This window comes from Microbacterium forte, from assembly GCF_031885415.1.
GTDB lineage: Bacteria > Actinomycetota > Actinomycetes > Actinomycetales > Microbacteriaceae > Microbacterium > Microbacterium forte.
This window is the reverse complement of sequence record NZ_CP116871.1, coordinates 195,740-221,871: the sequence shown is the minus strand read 5'-3', so window position 1 is coordinate 221,871 and position 26,132 is coordinate 195,740. Positions and strand designations below refer to the sequence as shown.

Here is a 26,132-nt window from a genome sequence, read left to right as displayed (position 1 = left end):
AGAGGTGCGGCCATCAGACGGGGGTCGCGTACAGCGGCGAGATCGCCCGCAGATAGCGCGCGAAGAGCTCACGTCGGCGACGCTTCACGAGAGGCGGGATGACGCGGTAGAGCAGGGAGTTGGGGGCGTCGAACGCCCGCACCGTGAACCAGACCTCGTCGTTGTCTTCGCGCCAGTCGATGTCGAACGACTCCTCGCCCCGCACGACCGACCCGCCGACGGTGCCGAGCACGAAGCCGATCCGTCGCTTCTCCTCGGTCACCGAGATCACGCGGAGCTCGGCATCCGCTCGCATCCCACTCACACGCCCATGCAGACGAAGAGTCATCCCCGGCCCTGCGAACGGAGTTCCCTCGGCATCGAAACGCTGCTCGACGTCGTTCTTGCTCGGGGCGATCGGATTTCCCTCGGCATCGAAGCTCACACCTGCGTACGCGGGGCCGGGAGCCGGACGGACATCATCGACGCTCAGACCTGATGCGCGCTGCGCCGTCCAGGTGAGGAGTGCTTCGCCCGCAGACCGGAACCGCTCGACACCGCTGCCGATCCGCCAGGAGTTCTCCGCAGGGATGCTGCGCTCCGGCGGGTACTGCATCAGGTCGGGCGCGTGGGTCGCACCCACGGCCGCATAGTCCACCGTGTCGTCTCGGAAAGTCCCGCGCCGCATGTTTTCGAGCCTACTTCCCGTTCCCTGGAGGATCACCCTGTACGCGCCGGAACCGCCCGACCCGCAGAGCTCCTACTTCTTTTCCTTGCCTTCGACATCTCCCGAGAGTGCAGCGATGAACGCCTCCTGGGGGACCTCGACCCGTCCGACCATCTTCATGCGCTTCTTGCCCTCTTTCTGCTTCTCGAGGAGCTTGCGCTTACGGCTGATGTCACCGCCGTAGCACTTGGCGAGCACGTCCTTGCGCAGCGCTCTGATCGTCTCGCGGGCGATGATCCTGGCGCCGATGGCGGCCTGGATCGGCACCTCGAAGTTCTGGCGAGGGATCAGCTTGCGCAGTCGCTCCGTCATGAGCGTGCCGTACGCGTAGGCCTTGTCGCGATGCACGATCGAGCTGAACGCATCGACCTTGTCGCCCTGCAACAGGATGTCGACCTTCACGAGGTCCGCTTCCTGCTGTCCGGCGGGCTCGTAGTCGAGCGACGCATAACCCTGAGTCTTCGACTTGAGCTGATCGAAGAAATCGAAGACGATCTCGCCGAGCGGCATCATGTATCGCAGCTCCACGCGCTCCTCCGAGAAGTACTCCATGCCCAGAAGCGAGCCGCGGCGGGACTGGCAGAGCTCCATGACGGTGCCGACGTAGTCCTTGGGCAGCAGGATGGCCGTCTTGACCATGGGCTCGGACACGGAGCCGATGCGCCCGTCGGGGTACTCGCTCGGGTTCGTGACCGTCACGGTCTCGCCGGTGTCGCTGGTGAGCACCTCGTAGATCACGCTGGGCGCGGTCGTGATGAGGTCGAGACCGAACTCGCGCTCGAGACGTTCGGTGATGATCTCGAGGTGCAGCAGGCCGAGGAAACCGCATCGGAATCCGAACCCGAGGGCGACCGACGTCTCGGGCTCGTACTGGAGCGAGGCGTCGGAGAGCTTCAGCTTGTCGAGCGCTTCGCGCAGCTCCGCATAGTCGCTGCCGTCGATCGGGTAGATGCCCGAGAAGACCATGGGCTTCGGGTCGGTGTAGCCGGCGAGGGCCTCGGTCGCGGGCCTGCGCGCCGTCGTGACGGTGTCTCCGACCTTGGAGAGCCGCACGTCCTTCACGCCGGTGATGAGGTAGCCGACCTCGCCGACACCCAGACCCTTGGTGGGCACCGGCTCCGGGCTCGACACGCCGACCTCGAGCGCCTCGTGGGTAGCACCCGTGGACATCATCTGGATGCGCTCGCGCGGGGACAGACTTCCGTCGATCATGCGGACGTAGGTGACCACGCCTCGATAGGCGTCGTAGACGGAGTCGAAGATCATGGCGCGGGCCGGGGCATCGGCATCGCCGACGGGCGCCGGGATCTCCTTGACCAGGCGATCGAGCAGTTCCTCGACCCCCACACCGGTCTTGCCCGAAACCCGCAGCACGTCCTCCGGCTTGCCGCCGATGAGCGATGCCAGCTCCTTGGCGTACTTGTCGGGATCGGCCGCCGGCAGATCGATCTTGTTCAGCACGGGGATGATGTGCAGATCGTTCTCGAGCGCCAGATAGAGGTTCGCGAGCGTCTGGGCCTCGATGCCCTGGGCGGCGTCGACGAGCAGGATCGCTCCCTCGCACGCGGCGAGAGAACGTGACACCTCGTACGTGAAGTCGACGTGCCCCGGGGTGTCGATCATGTTGAGCGCGAAGGTCTCGCCGTCGATCTCCCACGGCATCCGCACGGCCTGGCTCTTGATGGTGATGCCGCGCTCGCGCTCGATGTCCATGCGGTCGAGGTACTGCGCGCGCATGTCACGGTCCGAGACCACGCCGGTGATCTGGAGCATGCGGTCGGCGAGGGTCGACTTGCCGTGATCGATGTGCGCGATGATGCAGAAATTGCGGATCTGCGCCGAAGGCGTCGCGGCAGGCTGAAGCGGAGTGAGGGCGCGTGGTGACATGTCCTGACGATTCTACGGTGAGGCGCGACTAATGCCCGCTTCGTCCGATCCGGTGATATTCTGCCGAGGTTGCCCGGGAGCCATCCGTGACACCGGATCCCGTGAGCGACAAGACTCCGTCACAGACCAAGTGGAGGCGTCGTGTCGCGCAGATCGGCTGATGGTGATTGACTGTCTTCCCGGCTCAGCGTTGCGTCGGCGGATCCCGCGTGCGTCTGTAAAAGAGAAAGAATCATCACCTTGATCAAGTATCTGTTGCGCCGCCTGCTGGGTTGGGTGCTGATGATCGTCATCGCGACGAACATCACCTACTTCCTCGCGTGGCTGTACCTCGACCCTGAGAACAACTACGTCGGACGGCGTCCTCCTCTCTCCGCCGACCAGATCGACAATCTGCTGGGTCCTCGCAACCTCAGCGAGTCGGTGCCTCTCATCGAGCGGTGGTGGACCTGGTTCTCGAACATCCTCTTCCACTGGAACTGGGGCCTCAGCCCGACGGGCGAGTCGATCAACGAGCAGGTCGCCTACCGCGTCTGGATCAGTGCCGAGCTCGTGCTCGGTGCGACGATCATCACGACGATCCTCGGCATCGCCCTCGGCGTGTACACCGCCTCGCGGCAGTACAAGCTCGCTGACCGCATCGGTCAGGGCACGAGCATCATCACGATGAACATCCCCACCGTCGTCGCCGGCTTCGCTCTGGTCCTTCTGGCGATCAACTTCAACAACGCGGTCGGCACGACCGTCTTCTACGTGGTGGGTTCGTCCAGTCAGGGGGTGGAGGGCTTCTTCCCCGTACTCGTCGATGTGCTGCAGCATCTGACCCTCCCCACGCTGGCCCTCGTACTCACGGGGTATGCCGGCATCCACTTCCTCCAGCGCTCGCTGCTGCTCGACAACATCAAGGCCGATTACGTGCGCACCGCACGGGCGAAGGGGCTGACCAAGCAGCAGGCGATCCGCAAGCACGCTCTGCGAACGTCGCTGATCCCCGTCACGACGCAGGTCGCATTCACCATCCCGGCCGTCTTCACGGGTGCGGTGCTGACCGAGACGATCTTCAACTGGAACGGGATGGGGCGCTACTTCATCCAGACCCTCAACAACAACGACATCCACGGCGTCGTCGCGGTCGCGGCATTCGGCGCCCTGATGACCGCGATCGGCGCGATCCTCGCCGACATCGCCGTCGTCGTCCTCGATCCGAGAGTGCGGGTGAGCTGATGGCTCTGGAAAGCATCGGGGTCTCCCCCGAAATCGCAGACAAGCCGAAGAACCGCAAGCGCACTTCGATGCTGACGCTGTACACGCGTCGCTTCATGCGCAACCGCGGCGCGCTGATCGGCGTCGTCATCCTCGCTCTGCTGGTGGTCTTCGCGATCGTCGGTCCGCTGATCTCGCCCTATTCGCACACCGACCTCGACTTCCTCGCGCTGCGCACGGGGCCGTCGGCCGAGCACTGGTTCGGGACGAACGGATCGGGCAACGACAACTTCGCGCAGGTCGCTGTCGGCCTCCAGCGCTCGATGATGATCGCTGCGCTGGTGGCGATCGGCACGACCGTGGTCTCGGCCATCGTCGGTGCGACGGCCGCGTACTTCGGCGGACGCTACGAGCGCATCATGCTCGCCATCATCCACTTCATGATGGTCGTGCCGAACTTCCTCATCCTCGCGATGATCTCGAACGACGCCGGCGGAAACTGGCTCGTGATCTCGCTCGTGATGATCTTCATCGTCGGATGGTTCTTCCCCGCGCGCGTCATCTGGACGCTGTCGCTGTCGATCCGCGAGCGCGAGTACGTCCACGCCGCCCGCTACGCCGGTCTGTCGGGCATGCGGATCGTGATCCGCCACATGCTGCCGAACATCGGCTCACTGCTGGTGATCAACTTCACCCTCGGCGTCGTCTCGGCGGTGCTCACCGAGACCGCCCTGTCGTTCCTCGGGTTCGGTGTGAAGCTGCCCGACGTCTCACTCGGTGCGCTCATCGGCTACGGCTCGAGCACGCTCGTGAGTGCGCCGTGGCTGTTCTACTTCCCCGCGGCGGCGCTGACGCTGCTCACCGTCTCGATGGCACTCATCGCCGACGGTCTGCGCGACGCCCTCGATCCGACCTCGGCGGCTGGAGGTCGCGCATGAGTACTGTTCTTTCGGTCCGAGACCTCAAGGTCAGCTTCCCGTCCGAAGCTGGTCGCGTGGACGCCGTGCGTGGGGTCTCCTTCGATCTCGAAGCGGGCAAGACGCTCGGTATCGTCGGCGAATCCGGCTCCGGCAAGTCCGTCACCTCGCTCGCGATCATGGGCCTGCTCGACGACAATGCCAAGGTCAGCGGCTCCATCGTCTACGACGGCCAGGAGCTTCTCGGCAAGTCCGACAAGCAGCTCTCGGTGATCCGCGGCAACGGCATGGCCATGGTCTTCCAGGACCCGCTGACGTCGCTCACTCCGGTCTTCACGATCGGCGACCAGCTGATCGAGGCGCTCACCGTGCACCGTCGACTGTCGAAGAAGGATGCCTGGGACCGCTCGGTCGAGCTGCTGAAGCTCGTGGGGATCCCCGAGGCGGAGCGCCGGATGAAGGCGTTCCCGCACGAGTTCTCCGGCGGCATGCGCCAGCGCGTCGTGATCGCCATCGCGATGGCCAACAATCCGAAGCTGATCATCGCCGACGAGCCGACCACCGCGCTCGACGTCACCATCCAGGCGCAGATCCTCGAGCTCATGGAGAAGGCGCAGGAGGAGACCGGCGCCGCGATGATCATCATCACCCACGACATGGGAGTCGTCGCGAAGACCGCCGACGACGTGCTTGTGATGTACGCGGGAAAGCCCGTCGAGCACGCACCGGTGCGCGAACTGTTCTACCGCACCCGGATGCCGTACTCGATCGGCCTGCTCGGAGCCATCCCCCGCGTCGACAAGACCGAGAAGGTGCCGCTGATCCCGATCAAGGGCAACCCTCCGCTGCTGATCAACCTGCCGGATGCGTGCCCGTTCGCGGCGCGCTGCCCGATCGCTATCGATGCGTGCCGTGAGCGTGAGCCCGACCTGCTGCCGATTACCACGAGCGGGCACACCGATCACTCGGTCGCCTGCATCCGCGCGAACGACATCGACGACGATGGGAAGATCGGCGGGCTGCCGGTGTTCCCGATCCCCGAGATCCCCGAGAGCACGCTCGCCAAGGTGCCGCGCGAGGATCGCCCGATCACGCTGGAGGCGGTCAACCTCAACAAGATCTTCCCGCTGATGAAGGGCGCATTCTTCAAGCGCAAGGTCGGCGAGGTGCACGCTGTCAAGGGCATCAGCTTCGACATCCGCCAGGGTGAGACCCTCGCGATCGTCGGCGAGTCCGGCAGCGGCAAGACCACGACGCTGCTGCAGATCATGGACCTGGTCGAGCAGGAGGACGGCGACATCCGGATCGGCGGCACCAGCGTCGCCGACATCAAGAACCGTGCAGAGGAGCGCAAGCTCCGCCGCGACCTGCAGATCGTGTTCCAGGATCCGATGGGGGCACTCGACCCTCGAATGACCGTCTGGGACATCATCGCCGAGCCGATGCTCGCGATCGGCATGAGCAAGGACGATGTGTTCGACCGCGTCGAAGAGCTCATGGGGCTCGTCGGTCTCGACCCCGCGCACAGCGATCGATTCCCCCAGGCGTTCTCGGGCGGCCAGCGTCAGCGCATCGGCATCGCACGAGCACTGTCGACGAACCCCAAGATCGTCGTGCTCGACGAGCCCGTCTCGGCGCTCGACGTCTCGATCCAGGCCGGCGTGATCAACCTGCTCGACGAGCTGAAGGCCAAGCTCGGCCTGTCGTATCTGTTCGTCGCCCATGACCTCGCGGTCGTGCGGCACATCGCCGACCGGGTCGCCGTGATGTACAAGGGATCGTTCGTCGAGCACGGTGATGTCGATCAGGTGTTCGACGATCCACAGCATCCGTACACGAAGGCGCTGCTGTCGGCGATCCCGATTCCCGACCCTGACATCGAGCGCACCCGCGAGCGGATCATCCTCCCGGTCGAAGGCTTCGACGCCGAGGCGATCGCCGCCAGCTGACCTGTTTACCGATGTGCACAGTCCGGTAACGGTTCCGTGTCCCTGGGGTTTCGCCCGCGAGTTGCGGGGTTAGTCTGCCCCTATCCCAAGTAAGGCCGACAGGCACTAAGGAGTACCATGAAACGGCATCAGAAGCTGATGGGCATCGCTGCTCTCGGCGCCGCCTTCGCACTCGTCATGAGCGGGTGTGCACCGGCAGGCAACGGCGGCGGCAACAGCGGCGAAGGCGAAGCTCAGACGGTCGAGGGCGCGGACTACAACCCGCAGCCCCGCGAGAACCTCGCAGAGGGTGGCGAGCTCCGCATCCCGATCTCGAACATCGCCGAGCAGCTGAACTACTTCCACAGCGACGGCGACGCGCGCGTCACGCAGGTCGGCACGTGGTTCCGCCCGCAGATCCTGCTCATGGATCCTGACGGCACCGTCAAGAAGAACGACGCGTACCTCGACGACTACTCCTTCGGTGTCGAGGACGGCAAGACCGTCCTGCACTTCAAGGTCAACGAGAAGGCGGTCTGGAACGACGGCACGCCGATCGACGTCACCGCGTTCAAGGCCACCTGGGAAGCCCAGAACGGCGAGAACGAGGAGTACCAGCCGAACGCGACCGACGGCTGGAAGGAGATCGAGTCCGTCGAGGCCGGCGAGAACGACCGCGACGTCATCGTCACCTTCAAGGGCGAGTTCGCCTGGCCCGAGATGGTCTACTCGCAGCTGCTGCACCCGGCGGTCAACACGCCTGAACTCTTCAACACCGCCTTCCTCGGCGACTGGCACCCGGAGTGGGGCGCTGGCCCCTACACGGTCGAGAACTTCGACAAGACCGGCGGCGTCGTCACCCTCGTCCCGAACGAGAAGTGGTGGGGCAACGCTCCGCTGCTCGACAAGGTCTCCTTCATCCAGATGGAGCCGACCGCGGCGGTCAACGCACTGCGCAACGGCGAGGTCGACATGGCCGAGACCGGCAGCGCCGAGCTGCTCGCACAGGTCGAGGGCCTCGAAGGTGTCAAGACCTACAAGGGCCAGGCCACCGCGAACGCGATCTTCACGCTGAACTCGACCAACCCCGTGCTGGCCGACCTCGAGGTCCGCAAGGCCGTGTTCGAGGCCATCAGCATCGAGCAGGTCAAGGACATCGTCTTCAACGGTCTGAACTACACGGAGGAGCCCGCCGGTTCCCTCACGCTGTTCTCGTTCCAGCCGAACTACATCAACGCGCTGGAAGAGGCCGGCCGCAAGGACGGCGACACCGAGGGCGCCAACAAGCTCCTCGATGAGGCCGGCTGGGTCGCCGGTGCCGACGGCATCCGCGAGAAGGACGGCCAGCGCCTGTCGCTCGTCTTCCCGAACCACTCCGACACCGAGACCGCTCGTGCCCGCACGCTCGCGGTTCAGGCTCAGCTGAAGGAGGTCGGTGTCGAGGTCGTCATCGACCAGCGTCCGTCGGCGGACTTCGCAGAGGACTACACCACGCAGAACGGTGACATCTTCTTCCTCAACTTCACGTCGTCCGACCCGTTCGGTGCTGCCTGGTTCTGCCAGCTGTACTGCTCGGACAGCGGCCTGAACCTCTCGGGCACCGGCACCGAGGAGATCGACAAGATGATCCACGATGAGCTCGAGACGATCTCCGACCCGGTCGAGCAGACCAAGAAGGCCATGGAGATGGAGTCCGAGATCTTCGCGAAGACCTGGGGCGTCATCCCGGTTCTCAACGGCCCGGAGATCTGGACCGTCAAGGAGGGTCTCGCCAACCTCACGCCCGAGCCCTACGTGGGCCTCGACCTCTTCGGCATCACGCCGGTGGAGAACGTGGGATACGAGAAGTAATCCATTCGGAGCCTGACTCATCAGGGCTTCGCGGCGGGGTCGGTGGTTCATCCACCGGCCCCGCCTTTCTCTATGCTGAAGGCGTGAGCGTCCAGATCGTCTTCGTGCACGGCATCCGCACGTCCGCGACGATGTGGCGCTCGCAACTCGAGTTCCTCGCCGACCAGGGCATCCCTGCCGTCGCTGTCGATCTTCCCGGCCACGGCACGCGGATGAACGAGGACTTCACCCTGCACGAGGCGCTCCACACGATCGACGTCGCGGTGCGCGACGCCGCGACGCGCGGGCCCGTGCTGCTCGTCGGACACTCGATGGGCGGCCTGCTGTCGCTCGCCTATGTCGGAGGCGCCGAGACACCGCGAGTCGCCGGACTGGTGGCCGCGTCCTGCACCTCGCTCCCCCGCGGCGCGGGGCTTGCGGCGTATCGTGCGATCGCCCGGGCCGTCGACCGTCTGCCGGATCGAGGGATGTGGCTCACGAGGCGGTTCCTCGCCGCGACGATCCCGATCGAGACGCGCGGAGACTTCGCCGCGGGAGGCTACGCCCTGGATACGCAGGACACCGCTCTTCGGAACCTCGCCACCCTCGACCTCGCGACCGCCGTCTCTCGCATCGAGGTGCCGCTGTGGTTCGTGAACGGGCAGTGGGATCAGCTGCGGGTCAACGAAGCCCTCTTCCGACGGCTCGCGCCGCACGCCGAGCTGATCGTCGTGCCTCGCACCACCCACCTCGTCACCGCGATGCGTCCGCAGATCTTCAACATCGTCCTGCGACTGGCCGTCGCGACCATCGAGTCCGAAGCTACGGCTGCGGCAGCGGATCCCGCGCAGGCTGCCTCGCGAGAGCGGTGAGCCCGCCGCCGACGAGCGACAGCACGGCGGCGACGACGAACACGAGCCAGAACCCGCCGACGAGCGCCACGAGGCCTGCGCCGAGCACAGGGCCGATCAGCTGGCCGAGGGCGGCGGTGACGTACACGATGCCGAGGTCGCGGGCGTGGTCCTTCTCGTCGGGAAGCAGATCGGCAGCGAAGGCGAGTCCGACGGTGGAGAACGCGCCGTAGCCGAGCCCCATGAGCGCCGCCGCGAACATCGTCGCCTCGAACGTCGGGACCAGGGCGATCACGATGCCCGAGGCCGCCTGCACGAACGTGGCCAGGATGGTGAGGGTGCGTCTGTTGCCGGTGCGGTCGGACAGCACGCCGGTGAAGACCGACGCGAGCACCACGAACAGCGTGTAGACCACGATCAGGAGCAGCAGGTTGTCCTGCGCCACCGTCGTCTCCTGGTGCAGGCCGTGAAGCAGGAAGAAGAGGAACAGCGCGGTGCCCAGCGCGTTGCCGATGTTGGTCACGAGGCGGCCTGACAGCATCCAGGCGAAGTCCCGATCGCGCAGCGATGCCAGCAGACGACGATCGCTCTTGCCGGGCTGGGTGCGGACGAGCGCCGGCGGGTCGGGCAGAAGCAGCGCCGCGGCCGTTCCCACGGCCGCGATCACCGCGGCGAGCAGAAGGTAGCCGTCGCGGATGCCGAGGCCGAGGAGCACCACGAGACCCACCCCCAGGACGATCCCCACCGCCTGACTCGATCCCACGGCCGCGGCTGCCGCGCCCCGTTGCGTCGTCGGGAGCTGATCGGCGATGAGTGCGGTGAAGGCGGCCGACGACACCGAGACGCCGATAGACACCCCGACCCACGCGGCGCCCACGGCCCAGGGACCTTCGCTGAAGCCGGTGACGATGAGGAAGACCGCGGTGACGAGCACGCCCCCGATCGCCCAGGGGCGCCGGCGTCGGCGTCCGACTCGTGCTCGGTCTGACAGAGCGCCGGCCACCGGGCCTGCGACGATGCCGGCGAGACCGCCGATGCCGAGCACGAACCCCGAGGAGATGACGCCGCTGATCCAGTCGTCCTCCGCGGTGTCGAGTTGGAGTGGCAGCAGAAGCTGAACGGGCGTGAGCTGCACGGTCCAGATGGCCAGCCAGGCGAGGGTGAACACGGTCATCCATCGCGGCCCGACCCTGCGGAAGCTGGGCATCGGCGAGACAGCGGGGACGGCGGGGCTCATGTCGCTCCTTGACGTCGATCTCGCGACGCGAGTGTCGGGATACTGATGATTGTGCACCCGCACGCCCCGATGCCGCATCCTGCACGAGAAGACGCGGCCCCCGTTTAGGGCGAACCGCCCCGATGCTGGTAGAGTTGGTTCTTGGCTTGCGTGTGGGTTCTTCCCTCACGACCGCCGAGTGGAAGCCCTCTTCTTCTGCCGGCATTTCCTAACAACTCCGTACAGAAAGCGTCCACACGTGGCAAACATCAAGTCGCAGATCAAGCGCAACAAGACCAACGACAAGGCTCACGAGCGCAACAAGGCCGTGAAGAGCGAGCTGAAGACGCACATCCGCGCGACGCGCGCTGCTGTCATCTCCGGTGACAAGGCTGCAGCCGAGAAGGCTCTGAAGGCAGCCTCCCGCAAGCTCGACAAGGCCGTCAGCAAGGGTGTCATCCACCAGAACCAGGCTGCGAACCGCAAGTCCTCCATCGCCAAGCAGGTCTCCGCTCTCTGAGCTGATTCCACGCCTGACGGTGTGACAAGAGCCCGCCCCGTTCGCGGGGCGGGCTCTTTCGCGTGCGCAGGTACCCACGCGACACGTCGGGCAGGCGCGACAGCGCTCGTGCGACGTCGCGCGGAGTACAGATGTCAGCGACGGTGCCGCGCCGCCGCGATGACGCTCACTCGCCGAACGGCTGACGTGTCGCGATGACGGTGAGCATGCGCTCCAGCGCGAAGATCGGGTCGCGCGCCGCGCCTTTGACCTCGGCATCGGCGCGCGCCGTCGCCTGGATGGCCATGCCGAGTGATCGCTCGTTCCACCCGGCGAGGTCGCGCCGCGCGCGGTCGACCTGCCAGTCCTTCATGCCGAGCCGCTGGGCGAGCTGACGGCTGGGTTCGCGGTTGCCGGCGACGCGTGCCATCGTACGCAGCTTCATCGCGAAGGCGGCGACCATCGGCACCGGGTCGGCGCCAGATGCGAGCGCATGGCGCAGCGCGACCAGGGCTTCGCCGTAGCGTCCGGCGATCGCCGTGTCGGCGACGACGAAGGCCGACACCTCGACGCGCCCGCCGTAGTACTTCGTGACGACGTCCTCAGTGATGTCGCCCTCGACGTCGACGATCAATTGCTGGCATGCCGCCGCAAGCTCAGTGAGGTCATCGGCGAACGCCGAGACCAGGGCCCGCAGCGCGGGCGGTGCGATCCGCTTCTTGGCCGCCTTGAACTCCCCTGCGGCGAAGTCGACGCGATCGCTGTCGCGCTTGACCGCGGGGCACGGGATCTCGATGCCGTCGCCCGTGCCGGCGCGCACAGCGTCGAGCAGCTTCTTGCCTCGAACGCTCGCGCCCGTGTGCCGGAGGATGACCGTCGCTCCCTCCTGGGGGTGATCCAGGTAGGAGACAGCCTCCTGCAGGAAGGCATCCGAACACTTCTCGACACCCGACACGCGCACGAGACGGGGCTCGCCGAACAGCGACGGCGACGTCAACGAGAGGAGGGTGCCGGGCGCGTAGTCGTCAGCGCGGACATCGGTCACCTCGAGCGCAGGGTCTTCGGTGCGGAGGTAATCGCGGACCCCGGCGATCGCACGCTCTGCGCAGACCTCTTCGGGGCCGAACACGAGCACCACGGGAGCGGGGCGCGGCTCGCGCCAGGAGACCTGCGCGATCTTGGCTGCCTTCGCTCCGCCGCGGGAGGGGGTACGAGAAGCAGCCATGCCTCAAGACTACCGGGGGCCGCAGACGTCGCCCTCGTGGTCAGGGCGGCTGCCTCTCCGTCCAGAGCTGCAGCTCGTCCCCGTCGAGACCGACGAGGAGTCGGCCCTCCTGGTCGGTGCGCAGCACGCGCGCTCCCGCCGCCTCGAGGGACGCGAGCGACTCTGCGCGCGGATGCCCGTAGTCGTTGTCGATGCCGGCGCTGAACAGGGCGACGACCGGACGCAGGTCTTGATAGAGCGCGAAGTCCTGGTCGGCGCTGCCGTGGTGCGCCACCTTGACCACGGCGTAGCTGCCCCTGAGATGCGCCGTGCGCACCAGCATCCGCTGAGCCTCTGCCGACAGGTCACCGAGGAAGAGAGCCCGCGGCACACCGCCGCCTTCGACCTCGAGGACCACGCTCTGATCGTTTCCTGGCGGGAACACCTCGGATCCGCGCTGCGGCCACAGCACCTGCCACGATGCGGTGCCCAGCTCGCCCTGCGTCCCCGCCGTCGCGAGGGTGACCGCCGCGCCGCCGTCAGCCAACCGCTGCAGCATCCGCTCATCGCCGCTCTCCCCCGGTGGTCCGTGCAGCACCGCCCCGACTCTCCCCTGCACGGCGTCGACGCCGCCCACGTGATCGAGGTCGAAGTGTGTGAGGACGAGCAGGTCGATGTGCTCGATGCCGAGACTGCGCAGGCACGCTGCCAGGGGTTCGGGCTCCGGGCCCGTGTCGATCAGCGCGATCCGGCTGTCCGACCTGACGAGCAGCGCATCACCCTGGCCGACGTCGCAGGCGGCGATCGACCAGCCATCCGGGCTGGTGGCGCTGGCGAGCGGCCCATTCAGGGCGACGTGGGCGCCGCCCAGAGCGAGCATCACTGCGATGACGGATGCTGAAGCGCCTCTGACGAGCGGGACAGTGCGGTATGCGCCGGTCAGAATCACCCCGACCGCCGCGCTCACGATGCTGACGAGCGCTGCACTCGCTATGCCGGGAACCACCGCGACCTGCGCGTACGGAAGTCGCGCGGTGATGCCTGCCGTGTGCGCGATCCAGGCGGCCGGCAACCACGCGGAGGCGGCCAGAAGATCTGCGAGCAGCGGCAGCGGTGCCGCGAGGCATGCGAGCAGACCGATGATCGTGGCGATGGGTGCTGCGGGCGCGGCCAGCAGGTTGGCCGCCAGACCGACGAGCGACTGCTGCTCGGCGAACAGGGCGATGACGGGACCGCACACCAGCTGCGCTGCCGTCGGCACGGCGATCGCGAGAGCGAGAGGCTGCGGCATCCACCGTGCGAACCCTCGGGTGAGCGACGGCGAGAGCATGATCAGCGCCCCCGATGCGGCAACCGACAGTGCGAACCCCGCAGTGGAGGCCAGCCACGGGTCGGCGATGAGGATGCCGCTCGCGCTGAGCGCCAGCATTCCGGCCCCCGCGCTCGGCCGACCGAGCATCAATGACAGCATCGCGACGCCGGCCATGACCGCCGCCCTGATCACGCTGGGTTCCGGTGTCACGAGCACGACGAATCCCGCGAGCGCGATGGCGGCTGCGATGACCCGGGTCGCACGTCCGGCCCCGCACAGCGCGGCCAGCCAGAAGACGGCCCCGACGACGATCGCGCAGTTCGCTCCGGAGACCGCCGTCAAATGACTCAGCCCGCTCGTGCGCATGTCGTCGTTCAGCTCGGTCGAGACCGCCCGGGTGTCGCCCACGGCGAGTCCCGGCAGCAGGCCTGCTCCCGGTTCAGGGAGACGTGTGGACCGCTCGATGAAGGCGCTCCGGGCATCGGCCGCCACCGCGAACGCGCCCGACGCCGCAACCTCGACCGACGCGGTGCTCGCGAACACCACGAGCGCCGCCCTCTCCCCCGGATCCGTCGCCGCTGCCTCACCCTTCACCCGAATCGTCGCACCGAGATCGAACCCGTCGGCCGGATCGATGCCGACCCGCACCGGCGCCGATGCCCCACGCGCCGACCCCGGTGACCCGATGCCCGTGAGCTGCACCTCCATCCACAATCGCCCGTCCCGACCCACCGATGCCGACGACGTGACCTCCCCCGTCGCCTCGACCACCCGCCCATCCCAAGACGCGGCGCTGTCGCGAGCCGGCATCGCGGTCATGACTGCGATGGAGACGGCCGCAGCGGCGGCAAGGAGCACCACGATCAGTCCTGCCCTCGACGCAGCATGTTCCCGGAGCTTCAGCACGATTCCCAGCACCACGATCGCGCCGCATCCGCTCCCCAGCGCGCACCATCCTGCCGCAGCAGGGACGAACACGCAGAGGAGCGCGACCGTCCACACAGCCACCGCGATGGGCAGCATCCGCAGATCCCGCCTCACGCGAGCACGACGTCGTGGATCACAGGGAGCATCCCTCGGCTGCTCGCCCTCGTCGCGGATGCTCCCATCAGAAGAACCTAGGATCCCCCGAAGCAACCTCGCCGACATGGACCCGAACACTGTGCACAATCGTCGACGACGCCGCAGTGTGCAGAAGCATCGAGCGACTCCATGGCGGCTCCTGCACGACCTCGAGGAGTGCGCGGCCGCACTTGGTGCTAGCTGAGGGGAGGCGGCACAGCCAGCACTGCTGTCAATGTCCCAGCACGAGGATCGGGTGCGAGATCGCCATGGTTGCAGTCCCCGTGTTGCTGAACAGCTTCAGTCCCCGGCATCCATCAGGGAGCCGAGCTCGGACGGGTGGGTGAGCCGCCACCACTCGGTGGGCTGGTCGATGCTCCCCGCGATCTCCACGGGAGCGGTGACGGTATTCGGTCCGGCTGTCCAGGTGACACTGCCCACGACCGTGCCGTCGCGGTACGTGGGCGGGGTGTCGATGTCCATCGTCAGCTCGATCGGCGTGTCCGACCAGGTGAAGATCGACGCGCTTTCGGCGATGACCATCTTGGCGGCAGACCCCCAGGGCGTCGAGATCGATCCGACCTCCTGGCCCTCGGTCGCGACGGGCACCTGGTGGAAGCCGGAGCGGATGCTCTCGAGCTCGGCGATCACCGTGGCGTTCACCGCTGCGTGCGATGATCCCCCGAGGACGACGCCGGTGACCGCCAGCGGATCGGCCGCGCCCACGTCGAGTGTCGCCGTGTACAGCAGGTTGTGCGTGCCCTCGCCCAGGTTCCCGGTCTTCAGACCCGTGATCCCCGCGGTGCCGAGGAGATCGTTGGTGTTGTGCAGCGGACCGGCGCCGGGGATCGAGACCGACGATGTCGCGACGATCTTCGCGATCGCCGGATGCGCGGCAGCGAGCTTCGCGATGGCCAGCAGGTCGGCGGGCGTGCTCGTGTTGCGTGGACTGATGCCCGTGGGCTCCGCGACCGTCGTTCCAGAGAGTCCGTGCGCTGCGAGCCAGTCGCGCGTCGCGGCGAGGAACGCGTTCTGCGAGCCGAAGATCTGCGATGACAGCGCCTCGGCGTAGTTGCTCGCCGAGGGGATGAGCATGACGGCCAGGGCATCGTGCAGCGACATCGAGGTGCCGGTGGGCATCGGAGCGATGGTCGCTCCCTGCACGTAGTACACGTCGTAGAGATCGTGGTCTGCCTTGCCGAACGTGATGGTGGGCCCTGCGTCATCCGCCGAGGTGAGCGGCGCCGCGTCGAGGATGACCAGGGCGGTGATGAGCTTGGTGATGCTCGCGATCGGAAGCGGTTCGCCCGTCCCTGTCGCCGACCAGGTCCCGCTTGCCCCCTCGCCCAGATAGGCATCGGCGCCGGCGATGCTGATCGCCGACGCCGCGGCCGTATGCGTGGCGATGGCAGCAGCCTCCCCGACCGGGACCTGCGGTGCGCGAGTGGTCACCGCCGGCGGATTCACCGGCGCAGTGAGTGCCCACCCGACGTAGCCTCCGGTCACGGCCAGCAGCGCGACGAGGCAGACAGCGGTGATGATGAGCCCTCGTCGTCTGCGTCTTCTGCGCACCGCCGGGTCGATCCGATCGCCGCTGAACTCCTGCTCGTGCGCCATGAGCTCCGCGAAATCGGACAGCCCATCCACCGGCTGCTCGGGTGCCGTCATCGAGTGACCCTCATCGCGCCCCACCTGTCGCTCGCAATCCTCAGAAGATCTCATCCTCTCGCACGTCCCCAGCCTCCGGTATCGGCCGTTCGGGGGACAGATGTGCGGAAGACGCCGAATCACGCTGCCCGCCTGGGCGTCCCCGTACGCTGGTGCCATGGAGCGGACGCTGGATCGAATCGACGGCGATGGGCGCGCGGCGATACGCCGGGGCGCGGCGATCGGCCGGGGTCCGGCGACGATCCGCCGAGGGAAGGAAGTCGCGAATGCATGATGTGATCGTGATCGGCGCAGGACTCGCGGGGCTCCGATGCGCCGGGCTGCTCTCCACACGGCGACTCGATGTCGTCGTCCTCGACGCCGCGGATGCTGTGGGGGGACGCCAGCGCACCGACATCATCGACGGGTTCCGGCTGGATCGCGGCTTCCAGGTGCTCAATCCGGCCTACCCGGCGCTCCGCCGCAGCGTCGATCTCGACGCGCTCGCGCTGGGGACCTTCCCGGTCGGTGTGGGGGTGCGAACCGCGGATGGGATGGCCGAGCTGCGGCATCCGTTGCGGCACCCGCTGTCGATCGGCACGTCGTTGCGCAGCGGCCTGGTGAACGGTCGGGATGCCGTCGCGCTGGCACGCTGGGCCGCGCCGGCTCTGGTGCGTCCGCTCTCTCGGCTCGCCCGGAACGATGTCAGGGTGCGCGAGGGCTGGGATGCCGTGGGGCTCCGCGGCCCGCTCCGCACCGCCGTGCTCGAGCCGTTCCTCGCCGGGGTCCTGGCGGAGAGCCAGTTCGAGACGTCGAACGCGTTCGCCCGGCTGCTCGTGCGGTACTTCGCGCTCGGCCGCCCTGGCCTGCCCGCACAAGGGATAGCTGCGGTCCCGGAGCAGCTCGCCGCCCGCGCACGCACGGCGGGCGCCGACATCCGTCTGGATTCCCGTGCGGAGCGGATATCGGCGCCCGGCGATGGCGTCCGGGTCGCACTGGCCGACGGCGACTCCGTCGGAGCCGCTCGGGTGGTCGTCGCGGTCGGTCCCGACGACGTCGCCGGTCTCACCGGACTTCTCGCTCCCGTCACGAACGGCCTGCAGACATGGTGGTTCGCCGCCGCCGAACCACCGACCGGGTCCGCGTTGCTCACCGTCGATGGACGCCGAGACCGCGGCCCCGTCGTCAACACCGTCGTGATGACGCACACAGTGCCCTCGTACGCGCCGGCCGGACGCCACCTCATCGCCGCGACATGCCTGCTGCCACGCGGCGGCGATCCGGCCGAAGAGCACGAAGTCCGCCGCCACCTGAGTGAGATCTGGGGTGCAGACACCAGCACATGGGAGTTGATACGGCGCGACGACATCGAAGACGCGCTCCCGGCCCAACCGGCACCCCTCGGAGCAGCGCGACCGCCGCGCTACGCCGAGCGCCTGTACGTCGCAGGGGACCATCGAGACACCGCGTCGATTCAAGGCGCCCTCGCGTCTGGCGAGCGTGCCGCGCGTGCGGTGCTGTCTGACGCGGGGTATTCGGGGAGCACCGCTGCGCTTCACGGCTGACGTGCGATGACGTCACAGCTCGCGGTCACGGCCGACGAGGCGTCAGCAGCGATCGGTAACCTCCGGTGACGGACACGCCGACGCCCAACGGCATACCCGCTCTGAAGAACTGCGTGCATGTCAGCAGGCCGAGCGTCAAGAGCGCCGCTCCGCCACCCAACGTCAGTGCTGTGCCTCCGGCGCTGGTGAGCTGCCACGGCAGGGGCGCCAGACCGAGCAGGAGGACACCCAGCGCGACGAGCCATACATCGAGCCGCCAGTAGAACGAGAAGCTCCACCAGAACGCCGAGGACGAGTCGGGAACACCGAATCGCCGCACCACGGCGAGGAACCAGAGCTTCTTGAACAGCGATCCCACAACCGCTCCGGTCATCAGCGCGGCAAGGCCTCCGTAGACGCCGATGAGGAACACGGCATCCGATTCCGCGTCGAGGATCATCGCGTCCTGCCTCGCATCCGCGTGCCGGACCAGCAGAGAGAGCACCCAGGGCATCGCGATCAGCCACGCGACGAACGGCGGGAGGATCCACGCAGCGTGGACGACGACAGGGAGCGGTCGGAAGACGGCGACATTGGTGACCTCGTTCTTGATCATCGTCCCGCGACGAAGGAGCTCGCCCAGGAACGTGAGGATTCCTCCGATGAAGAATGCGATGAACGGCGGAGCAGGATCTCGACGACAGTGGGGTACTCGTCCACGAAAGGCAGATTCATGCGTCCGGGCTCATCGATCGCGTAGGGGATGCTGTAGACGGCCGCCATGACGAGGCCGAGCGCGATCGAGAGCACCCCGGCGCAGAGAAGCACCCACCACCAGCGACGCGGGATCAGCTCGACCGACTCCGCATCCATCGGGGAGGCGATCCCCCCGGAGGACTTCCTCGCGGATGCCTTCTTCTTCGTCCCGTTCTTCGCAGCCATGATGACTCCCCCTCCGGCTGCTCAGTCTGTCACTCCCACGTGCGACGACGACGACGGGACGATCGAGCTGTGCGGCAGCCCGACCAGCTCCGGGGGCGATCCCTCGCGCGTCACACGCGCACCCCGTCACGGATGCCGGCGAGCAGCTTCTCTCCGATGCCCGGCACGGCGAGCAGATCATCGACCGAGGCGAACCGCCCGTTCTCCTCTCGCCACGCGATGATGCGCTCCGCCAGCGCAGGACCGATACGCGGCAGAGTCTCGAGCGCTGCCTGATCAGCCGTGTTGAGATCGACTCGGTCATCGCCAGGCGTGGATCCTCCTGTGTCTGCAGCAGCTGCTCCGACCACCGGCACGATGATCTGCTCGCCGTCCGAGAGCACGCGGGCGAGATTGATCGCGGCAAGGTCGGCGTCTTCGGTCGTTCCCCCGGCAGCAGCCACCGCGTCGACCAACCGCGCATCGAGGTCGAGGACGTAGAGCCCAGGATTCGCGACGGCTCCGAGCACATGGACGTACAGCTCGCCCGATGAGCCTGCGGTCCTCTCACCTCCGCTCGACAGCGGCACGGACTCCGTGGGTGCGGCCTGGCCCCGCATCAACCCGAGCCCGACTGCGGCCGAGAGCACGACGAGCGCAAGCACGATCGCTGCGCCGACGCCCAGCCTCAGCCGTCGCGGGGGTGTCGACGCAGACGGGGACTCGGGCATCCGACAACGCTAAGGGGCCCGCAGAGGGAGGAAAGACGTCCGGCCGCCCATCGGGGAGAACCCCCGCGGGCGGCCGGATGTGCAGAGCGGATGAGTCGGCGGTGATGAACCGCGGGATCAGCCCTTGACGACGATGCTGACGATCTTCGGAGCGCGCACGACGACCTTGATGATCTCGCGGTCGCCGATCGAACGGATGACCCGCTCATCGGCGCGAGCCAGTGCTTCGAGCTCGGCCTCGCCGATGCGCGCCGGCACCTCGAGCTGGGCGCGGACCTTGCCGCCCACCTGCACGACAGCGGTCACCGTGTCTTCGACAAGGAGAGCCGGGTCGGCGGACCGCCACGTGACGAGACCGACGGAGGGCTCGTGACCGAGGATCTCCCAGATCTCCTCCGCGGTGTGCGGGGCGATCAGGTCGAGCATCACCGCGACCGTCTCGGCGGCTTCGCGGACAGCCGGATCAGCCGCACCTGCAGCGCCGTCGATGGTCTTGCGGGTGATGTTGACCAGCTCCATCAGACGCGCGACGAGGACGTTGAACTTCGTCTGCTCGACGAGGGCCGGAGCATCGGCGAGCAGCTTGTGCGTCGCACGGCGCAGCGCCGAGTCGCCTCCGGCGAACACCACGTCGACCGGGGACGACACCTCGCGGGCGATCCGCAGCGCACGCGCCAGGAACTTCTGGGCGCCCGTGGTCGAGACGTCTGCCCAGTCCTTGTCATCTTCGACCGGGCCGGCGAACGCGAGGCCGACACGCAGTGCATCGGCACCGTAGGCGTCGAGCTCCTCTTCGAAGAGCACCAGGTTGCCCTTGCTCTTCGACATCTTCGCGCCGTCGAGCAGGACCATGCCCTGGTTGATCAGGTTCGAGAAGGGCTCGGTGAAGTCGATCAGCCCCATGTCGAACAGCACCTTGGTGATGAAGCGCGCGTAGAGCAGGTGCAGAATGGCGTGCTCGACGCCGCCGATGTACGAGTCGACCGGCGACCAGCGGGCGGCCTGAGCCGGATCGAATGCCACGGTGTCGCTGTTCGGCGAGAGGAAGCGCAGGAAGTACCACGAGCTGTCGACGAACGTGTCCATCGTGTCGGGGTCGCGCAGCACGGGGTCGCCGCTGGCGGCGTCCACCGTGCGCACCCAGCTCTCGGCCGCGCCGAGAGGCGAGGATCCCTTGGGCTTCAGGTCGAGTCCCTCGACGCTGGGCAGCTTCACCGGCAGCTGGTCTTCAGGCACGGGGATGATCCGGCCGTCCTCGGCGTGCAGCATCGGGATCGGCGTTCCCCAGAAGCGCTGGCGAGAGATCAGCCAGTCGCGCAGCCGGTAGTTCTTCGCCGCACGCCCCGTTCCGGAGGCCTCGAGCTGCTCGATCGCGCGGGCGATCGCGTTGCGCTTCGACAGACCGTTGAGGGGGCCGGAGTTGATCATCCGTCCCTCGCCGGTCAGAGCGATGCCCGTGGTCGCGGGGTTCTGCTCGTCGAGTGCCGCGCCGGTGTCGATCGGCACGCCCTCCTCGTCGACCTCGATGACCGGCATTGCGCCGGTGATGGGAGCCGTCGTGTCGACGACGACCTTGACCGGCAGGTCGAAGGCACGCGCGAAGTCGAGGTCGCGCTGGTCGTGCGCAGGCACGGCCATCACTGCTCCGTGCCCGTAGTCGGCCAGCACGTAGTCGGCCGCCCAGACCGGCAGCTTCTCGCCGCTGACAGGGTTGATCGCGTACCGCTCGAGGAAGACGCCGGTCTTCGGGCGATCCGTCGCCTGACGGTCGACATCTGTGGTCTTCTGCACATCGGCCAGATACTTCTGGAAGCGCTCGCGCACCTCGACAGGAGCATCCGCCGCCAGCTCGGACGCCAGGTCGGAGTCGGGAGCGACCACGAAGAAGGTCGCGCCGTGCAGGGTGTCAGGCCGCGTCGAGAACACCGTGACCGGCTCCTCGCGTCCCTCGATACGGAAATCGACGTCGGCGCCGATCGAGCGGCCGATCCAGTTGCGCTGCATCTGCAGCACCTTGTGCGGCCAGAAGCCCTCGAGCTGGTTCAGGTCGTCGAGCAGACGGTCGGCGTAGTCCGTGATCTTGAAGTACCACTGCGTCAGCTTCTTCTTCACGACCTCGGCGCCGCAGCGGTCGCAGCGCCCGTCGACGACCTGCTCGTTCGCGAGCACCGTCTGGTCGTTCGGGCACCAGTTGACGGCGCTCTTCTTGCGATAGGCCAGGCCACGCTCGTGCAGCTTCAGGAACAGCCACTGGTTCCAGCGGTAGTACTCGGGGTCAGAGGTGTGCAGCACGCGCGACCAGTCGAACGAGACGCCGTAGTTCTGGAACGCCTGCTTCTGCTGGGCGATGTTCTGGTACGTCCACTCGCGCGGGTCGGCTCCCTGGCGGATCGCCGCGTTCTCGGCCGGCAGACCGAAGGAGTCCCAGCCGATCGGGTTGAGCACGTTGTGCCCGCGGTGGCGCCAGAACCGGGCCACGATGTCGGAGTAGAGGTAGTTCTCGGCGTGACCCATGTGCAGGTCGCCCGAGGGGTACGGGAACATCGCCAGCACGTAGCGGCGGGGCCGCTTGTCGTCATCGCCGCCGGTGAGGAACGTCTCGTTCTCCGCCCAGTACTTCTGCCACTTGGCCTGGATAGCGTGCGCCGAGGAGGTCTCCTCGTCGACGGGAGAGGTGGACAGGTTCTCAGACAACGAACGCACGACCAATCTGAAGGGAAAAGGGGATCAGTTCAGGATATCGGAAGCCCAGGCCGCAGGCATTTCCGCTCCCAGCGCCGAGAGGGGTGCGCGCGCCTTCGTCGCGACCTCTGCGACCTCGGATGCGGCGACCGATCGCCACGTGATCCCGCCGCCCGCACCGACGACCGCCTCTGCACCGTCAAGGACGATGCTGCGGATGACCATCGCGAGATCGAGTGCCCCGTCATCGCCGATATACCCGAAGCATCCGGCATACACACCCCGCGGCGCGCCCTCCAGGTCGTGCAGACGCGTCATCGCCGAGAGCTTCGGCGCGCCTGTCATGCTGCCGGCAGGAAAGGATGCCTCGAGGAGGGCACTCGCCGTCGTGCCTGCGGCCGCGGTGCCGCTGACAGTGCTGACGAGCTGATGCACCGCCGGATAGGTCTCGACCGCCCACAGCGCGTCGACACGGATCGACCCCGGTTCGCAGACCCTCGACAGGTCGTTGCGCATCAGATCGACGATCATGACGTTCTCGGCGCGCTCCTTCGCATCGACGGCGAGCTCGGACGCGAGTGCGGCGTCGTGCGCGTCATCGCGGCCACGGGGTCGCGTCCCCTTGATCGGACGCGTGCGGATGACTCCGTCTTCCGCATGGAGGAACTGCTCTGGGCTGGCACTGAGCAGCGAGCGACCGCCGATGCGGATGAAACCGCCGTGATGCGCCGGGGTGGCCGCGCGGAGTCGTCGATAGACCGCGACGCCGTCGTGCACCCCGGGGACGGTGAAGCGCGTGGTCAGGCACAGCTGGTAGGCGATTCCCGCCCGGATCAGCTCGCGGCAGCGCTCGATGAGTGCGGCGTACTCGGTCGGAGTGTGCCGCGCCTCGACGTGCCTCGACGCGCCATCATGCAGGGCCGGTTCGCCGTCGAGTGCCGTCATCGCCGCGGCGTACGTCACGAAGACGCCCCACTCCTCGAGATCCGTCTCGGCCGCGGCCACCCAGACGTCACCGGTCGCATGGTCGAACGCGGCCAGCCGGGAGATCCGCAGCCAGGCCCCGCCCGGCACGTCGGCCGCCTCCGAGACGGGGGCTCCCGCTGCTCGGGCGCCGCTCTCGTAATCGCACCACCCGACCCACCCTCCCCGCAGCAGCGGGCCCGCGTCGGAAGCAGCAGTGCCGACGTCCAGTCGGACGTCCCCGGGGAATGACGACGCAAGGCCGGTTCCGATGAAGCTCCATCCTTCGGACGCATCGGCCCCGGCGTCGAGCCAGAACACGTCTGCGCACTCACGCTCGAGCGCGAGGAAGAGCGCTTCGGGCGCCACCCGGTCGCCGAGGACGCGGGCGCTCAGAGGTTCGGGCACGTTCTCAGCCTAGGCCGCGGCGAGTCCCGTATTCTCAAGGAGTGGACGAGTTCGTGCCGTGGCTGATCGACTTCATGCGGTCCATCGACCCGGTCGCCCGCACGCTCGTCGCGGGGCTCGCCGTGATGCTCGAGACCAGCGTTCTGATCGGTCTCGTCTTCCCCGGCGACACGGTCGTGCTCGTCGCATCCATCGGCATCACCAGCCTCCCTCAGGCCGTGGCGATGGTCGTCTCCGTCGTGCTCGGCGCGTTGATCGGCGAGAGCATCGGTTTCTGGCTGGGGCGATGGATCGGCCCCCACATCCGCGCCTCCTGGGTCGGTCGTCGGGTCGGTGAGGAGAACTGGGTGCGCGCCGAGCGGTACCTCGCGCGCCGCGGGGGCATCGCGATCTTCCTCTCGCGCTTCCTGCCCGTGCTGCATTCTCTCGTGCCCCTGACAGTGGGCATGAGTCACTATTCGTACCGCCGGTTCCTCGCGTGGACGGCGCCCGCCTGCCTGCTCTGGGCGACGGCCTACGTGAGCATCACGTCGCTCGCCGCCGGCAGCTTCGATGAGCTCGCCGACCGGGTGCACTACGCGGGGTACATCTTCGTCGGCATCATCGCGCTCTTCCTCATCGCTGTATTCGTCGGCAAGAAGGTGATCTCGCGCCTCGAGTCGCGTCACCTCGACATCTCCGACACGAAGGACTCGACCGACGTGAAAGACTGAAGCAATGGCTTCGTCACCTCCGGCGCCCCGGATCCACTGGTTCGCGCGCCTCGAACACCGCCTCCACGTGTGGCGCGAGGGACGAGCGCGCCGTCGCGGTCGTACCGCGACCATCCTCCCCTTCCCCGGTTACGGCGGGCCCGGGTGGGTACGAGTCGTCGGACGCGTGCTCATCGTCCCGCCCGCGCGGAGCACGAAAGACGGCGAGCCGGCGAGCGTCCGCGGCTGGCGGAGCTTCGTCGGCATCCCGGTGAGCTTCGCGAAGGTCGCCGTGCAGATCGGCGACTCGACGCACTACGTCGTCGCTGACCGAGGCGGGGTGATCGACTCGGTCGTGCACGCCGACCTCGAGCCCGGGTGGCAGACGTTCACGTTCTCCGTCGAGGGACAGGATCCGGTCGAGACGACCGCGTTCATCGTCGCCGAGTCGACGCACTTCGGCGTGGTCTCCGACGTCGACGACACCGTGATGGTGACGGCTCTCCCCCGTCCGTTCATCGCCGCCTGGAACTCGTTCGTCGTCGACGAGCACGCGCGCATCCCCGTCCCGGGTATGGCCGTGCTTCTCGATCAGGTGCTGCGCGAGTACCCGGGCGCCCCGATGGTCTACCTGTCGACCGGCGCCTGGAATGTGGCCCCCACGCTCCGGCGCTTCCTCGGGCGCCACCTCTTCCCTGCAGGCTCCATGCTCCTCACCGACTGGGGTCCCACGCACGACCGTTGGTTCCGCAGCGGCCGAGAGCACAAGCTCACCAACCTGCGTCGCCTGGCCACCGAGTTCCCGCACGTGAAGTGGCTGCTGATCGGCGACGACGGCCAGCACGACGAGTCCATCTATTCGGAGTTCATGGACGAGCACCCCGATTCGATCGCCGGCGTCGCCATCCGTCGACTGCTGCCGGCCGAGGCGGTTCTCGCGGGTGGACGCGCCGGTCACGAGCAGCATGCCGAAGGCGTCGCCCCGTGGGTCAGCGCCGAAGACGGCGCGGGACTCCGTGACCTGCTCGGCAAAGCCGGCATCCTCCGCTGACATGATCACGTCGCTTCCGCGGACCGACTGGCTGGAGCGTGAGCGAGCGCACCAGGCGAGAGCCGACGCGCTCACGGCAGAGCACAGGGAGCGGGCTGCCCGAGGCGAGAAGCACCCGGTGTGGGACTTCCTCTTCACCTATTACAGCTACAAGCCTGCGCAGCTGCGTCGGTGGCACCCGGGCGCCGGGATCGAGCTGGAGCAGGCCCCCGAGCGGCTGACGTGGCGCTGGTACTCCCCCGGCAGGACCGAAGACGGTGCGATCGCGGATGCCGCCGTGTTCGCGCGCGAGAAGGCGGACCTCGCCGATCTGGTAGAGCGGATGCTGCGCCGCACCGCCTCGCGCCCCGGTCAGTTCGGATGCTTCGGGCTGCACGAGTGGGCGATGGTCTACCGTGCCGACGAACACAGGCATCCGGTGCCCTTGCGTCTCGGACAGGCGGGCACCGATCTCGTCGTCGAGAGTCACGACCTCAGGTGCACGCATTTCGATGCCTTTCGGTTCTTCACGCCCGAAGCGGTGCCGCGCAACCGCACAGAGCTGACCCGCGACGACCAGCCTCTGTTCGAGCAGCCGGGTTGTCTGCACGCCGGCATGGACCTGTACAAATGGGCGGTCAAGCTCGGCCCTCTGGTGCCGGGCGATCTGCTGCTCGATGCGTTCGAGCTCGCGAGGGACATCCGCCTTCTCGACATGCAGGCCGCTCCCTATGATCTGGCACCGTGGGGCATCGTGCCCGTGCCGATCGAGACCGCCGAGGGCAAAGCGGACTACGTGCGTCAGCAGCGCGTCTTCGCCGAGCGAGGCACGCGTCTTCGCAGCGAACTCCTGCACGCGTGGCTCGGCTCGGGTGAGCCCGCCGCAGTCGCGAGCTGAC

At 67.5% G+C, this 26,132-nt stretch carries 21 protein-coding genes; 10 read left to right on the top strand and 11 right to left on the bottom strand.

Features of this window, described 5'->3' with window-relative positions:
• Positions 1-13 precede the first annotated feature (13 nt).
• Both OB895_RS01080 and lepA read right to left on the bottom strand, forming a co-directional pair.
• Positions 14-667 carry a DUF1990 domain-containing protein gene (locus OB895_RS01080; protein ID WP_079112963.1) on the bottom strand — a complete coding sequence of 218 codons (654 nt, stop codon included), beginning with the start codon at positions 665-667 and terminating at the stop codon, positions 14-16.
• 72 nt (positions 668-739) lie between these two features.
• Complete coding sequence (gene lepA / locus OB895_RS01075) at positions 740-2,593, bottom strand: translation elongation factor 4 (protein WP_079112964.1); 1,854 nt, start codon at positions 2,591-2,593, stop codon at positions 740-742.
• Positions 2,594-2,833: 240 nt separating this feature from the next.
• Here lepA and OB895_RS01070 point away from each other — a divergent pair, with 240 nt between their 5' ends.
• The 5 genes from OB895_RS01070 to OB895_RS01050 all read left to right on the top strand — a co-directional run bounded on the left by OB895_RS01070 (position 2,834) and on the right by OB895_RS01050 (position 9,343).
• Entirely contained in the window at positions 2,834-3,817 is a 984-nt protein-coding gene (locus OB895_RS01070) for an ABC transporter permease (RefSeq protein ID WP_042537659.1), read from the top strand.
• A complete protein-coding gene (locus OB895_RS01065; protein ID WP_042537660.1) occupies positions 3,817-4,734 on the top strand; it encodes an ABC transporter permease in 918 nt (305 codons plus the stop codon). The genes OB895_RS01070 and OB895_RS01065 overlap by 1 nt, the downstream gene beginning before the upstream one ends.
• Entirely contained in the window at positions 4,731-6,662 is a 1,932-nt protein-coding gene (locus OB895_RS01060) for an ABC transporter ATP-binding protein (protein ID WP_079112965.1), read from the top strand. The genes OB895_RS01065 and OB895_RS01060 overlap by 4 nt, the downstream gene beginning before the upstream one ends.
• Before the next feature lie 117 nt (positions 6,663-6,779).
• Positions 6,780-8,492, top strand: coding sequence for an ABC transporter family substrate-binding protein (locus OB895_RS01055; protein WP_042537665.1), 1,713 nt, complete (start codon positions 6,780-6,782; stop codon positions 8,490-8,492).
• Between the two features lie 83 nt (positions 8,493-8,575).
• Positions 8,576-9,343 (top strand): alpha/beta fold hydrolase, encoded by a 768-nt coding sequence (locus OB895_RS01050; RefSeq protein ID WP_079112966.1) that lies wholly within the window; start codon positions 8,576-8,578, stop codon positions 9,341-9,343.
• Here the strand turns inward: OB895_RS01050 and OB895_RS01045 are convergent.
• Positions 9,294-10,559 (bottom strand): MFS transporter, encoded by a 1,266-nt coding sequence (locus OB895_RS01045; protein WP_237049531.1) that lies wholly within the window; start codon positions 10,557-10,559, stop codon positions 9,294-9,296. The genes OB895_RS01050 and OB895_RS01045 overlap by 50 nt on opposite strands.
• 238 nt (positions 10,560-10,797) lie before the next feature.
• Here OB895_RS01045 and rpsT point away from each other — a divergent pair, with 238 nt between their 5' ends.
• Positions 10,798-11,058 (top strand): 30S ribosomal protein S20, encoded by a 261-nt coding sequence (gene rpsT / locus OB895_RS01040; RefSeq protein WP_042537672.1) that lies wholly within the window; start codon positions 10,798-10,800, stop codon positions 11,056-11,058.
• 166 nt (positions 11,059-11,224) lie between these two features.
• Here the strand turns inward: rpsT and holA are convergent, their stop codons facing one another.
• The 3 genes from holA to OB895_RS01025 form a co-directional block, all read right to left on the bottom strand.
• On the bottom strand, positions 11,225-12,262 hold the full coding sequence (gene holA, locus OB895_RS01035) for a DNA polymerase III subunit delta (protein ID WP_042537674.1): 1,038 nt from the start codon (positions 12,260-12,262) through the stop codon (positions 11,225-11,227).
• A gap of 40 nt (positions 12,263-12,302) precedes the next feature.
• Positions 12,303-14,576 (bottom strand): ComEC/Rec2 family competence protein, encoded by a 2,274-nt coding sequence (locus OB895_RS01030; protein ID WP_311878644.1) that lies wholly within the window; start codon positions 14,574-14,576, stop codon positions 12,303-12,305.
• 339 nt (positions 14,577-14,915) lie between these two features.
• On the bottom strand, positions 14,916-16,283 hold the full coding sequence (locus OB895_RS01025) for a D-alanyl-D-alanine carboxypeptidase family protein (RefSeq protein ID WP_079113996.1): 1,368 nt from the start codon (positions 16,281-16,283) through the stop codon (positions 14,916-14,918).
• A gap of 266 nt (positions 16,284-16,549) precedes the next feature.
• On the opposite strand from OB895_RS01025, the gene OB895_RS01020 reads away from it, so the two are divergent.
• Positions 16,550-17,827 carry an FAD-dependent oxidoreductase gene (locus OB895_RS01020; RefSeq protein WP_311878641.1) on the top strand — a complete coding sequence of 426 codons (1,278 nt, stop codon included), beginning with the start codon at positions 16,550-16,552 and terminating at the stop codon, positions 17,825-17,827.
• 25 nt (positions 17,828-17,852) lie between these two features.
• Here OB895_RS01020 and OB895_RS01015 read toward each other — a convergent pair whose 3' ends face one another.
• From OB895_RS01015 to OB895_RS00995, 5 genes are all read right to left on the bottom strand, one after another.
• Positions 17,853-18,422, bottom strand: coding sequence for a hypothetical protein (locus OB895_RS01015; RefSeq protein ID WP_042537677.1), 570 nt, complete (start codon positions 18,420-18,422; stop codon positions 17,853-17,855).
• Entirely contained in the window at positions 18,419-18,748 is a 330-nt protein-coding gene (locus OB895_RS01010) for a hypothetical protein (RefSeq protein ID WP_042537678.1), read from the bottom strand. Before OB895_RS01010 ends, OB895_RS01015 begins: the two co-directional genes overlap by 4 nt.
• Positions 18,749-18,858: 110 nt before the next feature.
• Positions 18,859-19,458 carry a ComEA family DNA-binding protein gene (locus OB895_RS01005; RefSeq protein WP_042537679.1) on the bottom strand — a complete coding sequence of 200 codons (600 nt, stop codon included), beginning with the start codon at positions 19,456-19,458 and terminating at the stop codon, positions 18,859-18,861.
• A gap of 117 nt (positions 19,459-19,575) precedes the next feature.
• Positions 19,576-22,152 carry a leucine--tRNA ligase gene (gene leuS / locus OB895_RS01000; RefSeq protein ID WP_042537777.1) on the bottom strand — a complete coding sequence of 859 codons (2,577 nt, stop codon included), beginning with the start codon at positions 22,150-22,152 and terminating at the stop codon, positions 19,576-19,578.
• A gap of 33 nt (positions 22,153-22,185) precedes the next feature.
• Positions 22,186-23,511 carry an anthranilate synthase component I family protein gene (locus OB895_RS00995; RefSeq protein WP_052492850.1) on the bottom strand — a complete coding sequence of 442 codons (1,326 nt, stop codon included), beginning with the start codon at positions 23,509-23,511 and terminating at the stop codon, positions 22,186-22,188.
• A 41-nt stretch (positions 23,512-23,552) separates the two neighbouring features.
• On the opposite strand from OB895_RS00995, the gene OB895_RS00990 reads away from it, so the two are divergent.
• Genes OB895_RS00990 through OB895_RS00980 form a run of 3 tightly spaced genes read left to right on the top strand, consistent with a single transcriptional unit; the run spans position 23,553 to position 26,131 of the window.
• The gene (locus tag OB895_RS00990) at positions 23,553-24,224 is read left to right on the top strand and encodes a DedA family protein (protein WP_042537680.1); all 672 of its coding nucleotides are present in this window, start codon (positions 23,553-23,555) and stop codon (positions 24,222-24,224) included.
• Between the two features lie 4 nt (positions 24,225-24,228).
• Positions 24,229-25,254 carry an App1 family protein phosphatidate phosphatase gene (locus tag OB895_RS00985; RefSeq protein ID WP_042537681.1) on the top strand — a complete coding sequence of 342 codons (1,026 nt, stop codon included), beginning with the start codon at positions 24,229-24,231 and terminating at the stop codon, positions 25,252-25,254.
• A 1-nt stretch (position 25,255) separates the two neighbouring features.
• On the top strand, positions 25,256-26,131 hold the full coding sequence (locus OB895_RS00980) for a hypothetical protein (RefSeq protein ID WP_042537683.1): 876 nt from the start codon (positions 25,256-25,258) through the stop codon (positions 26,129-26,131).
• Position 26,132 lies beyond the last annotated feature (1 nt).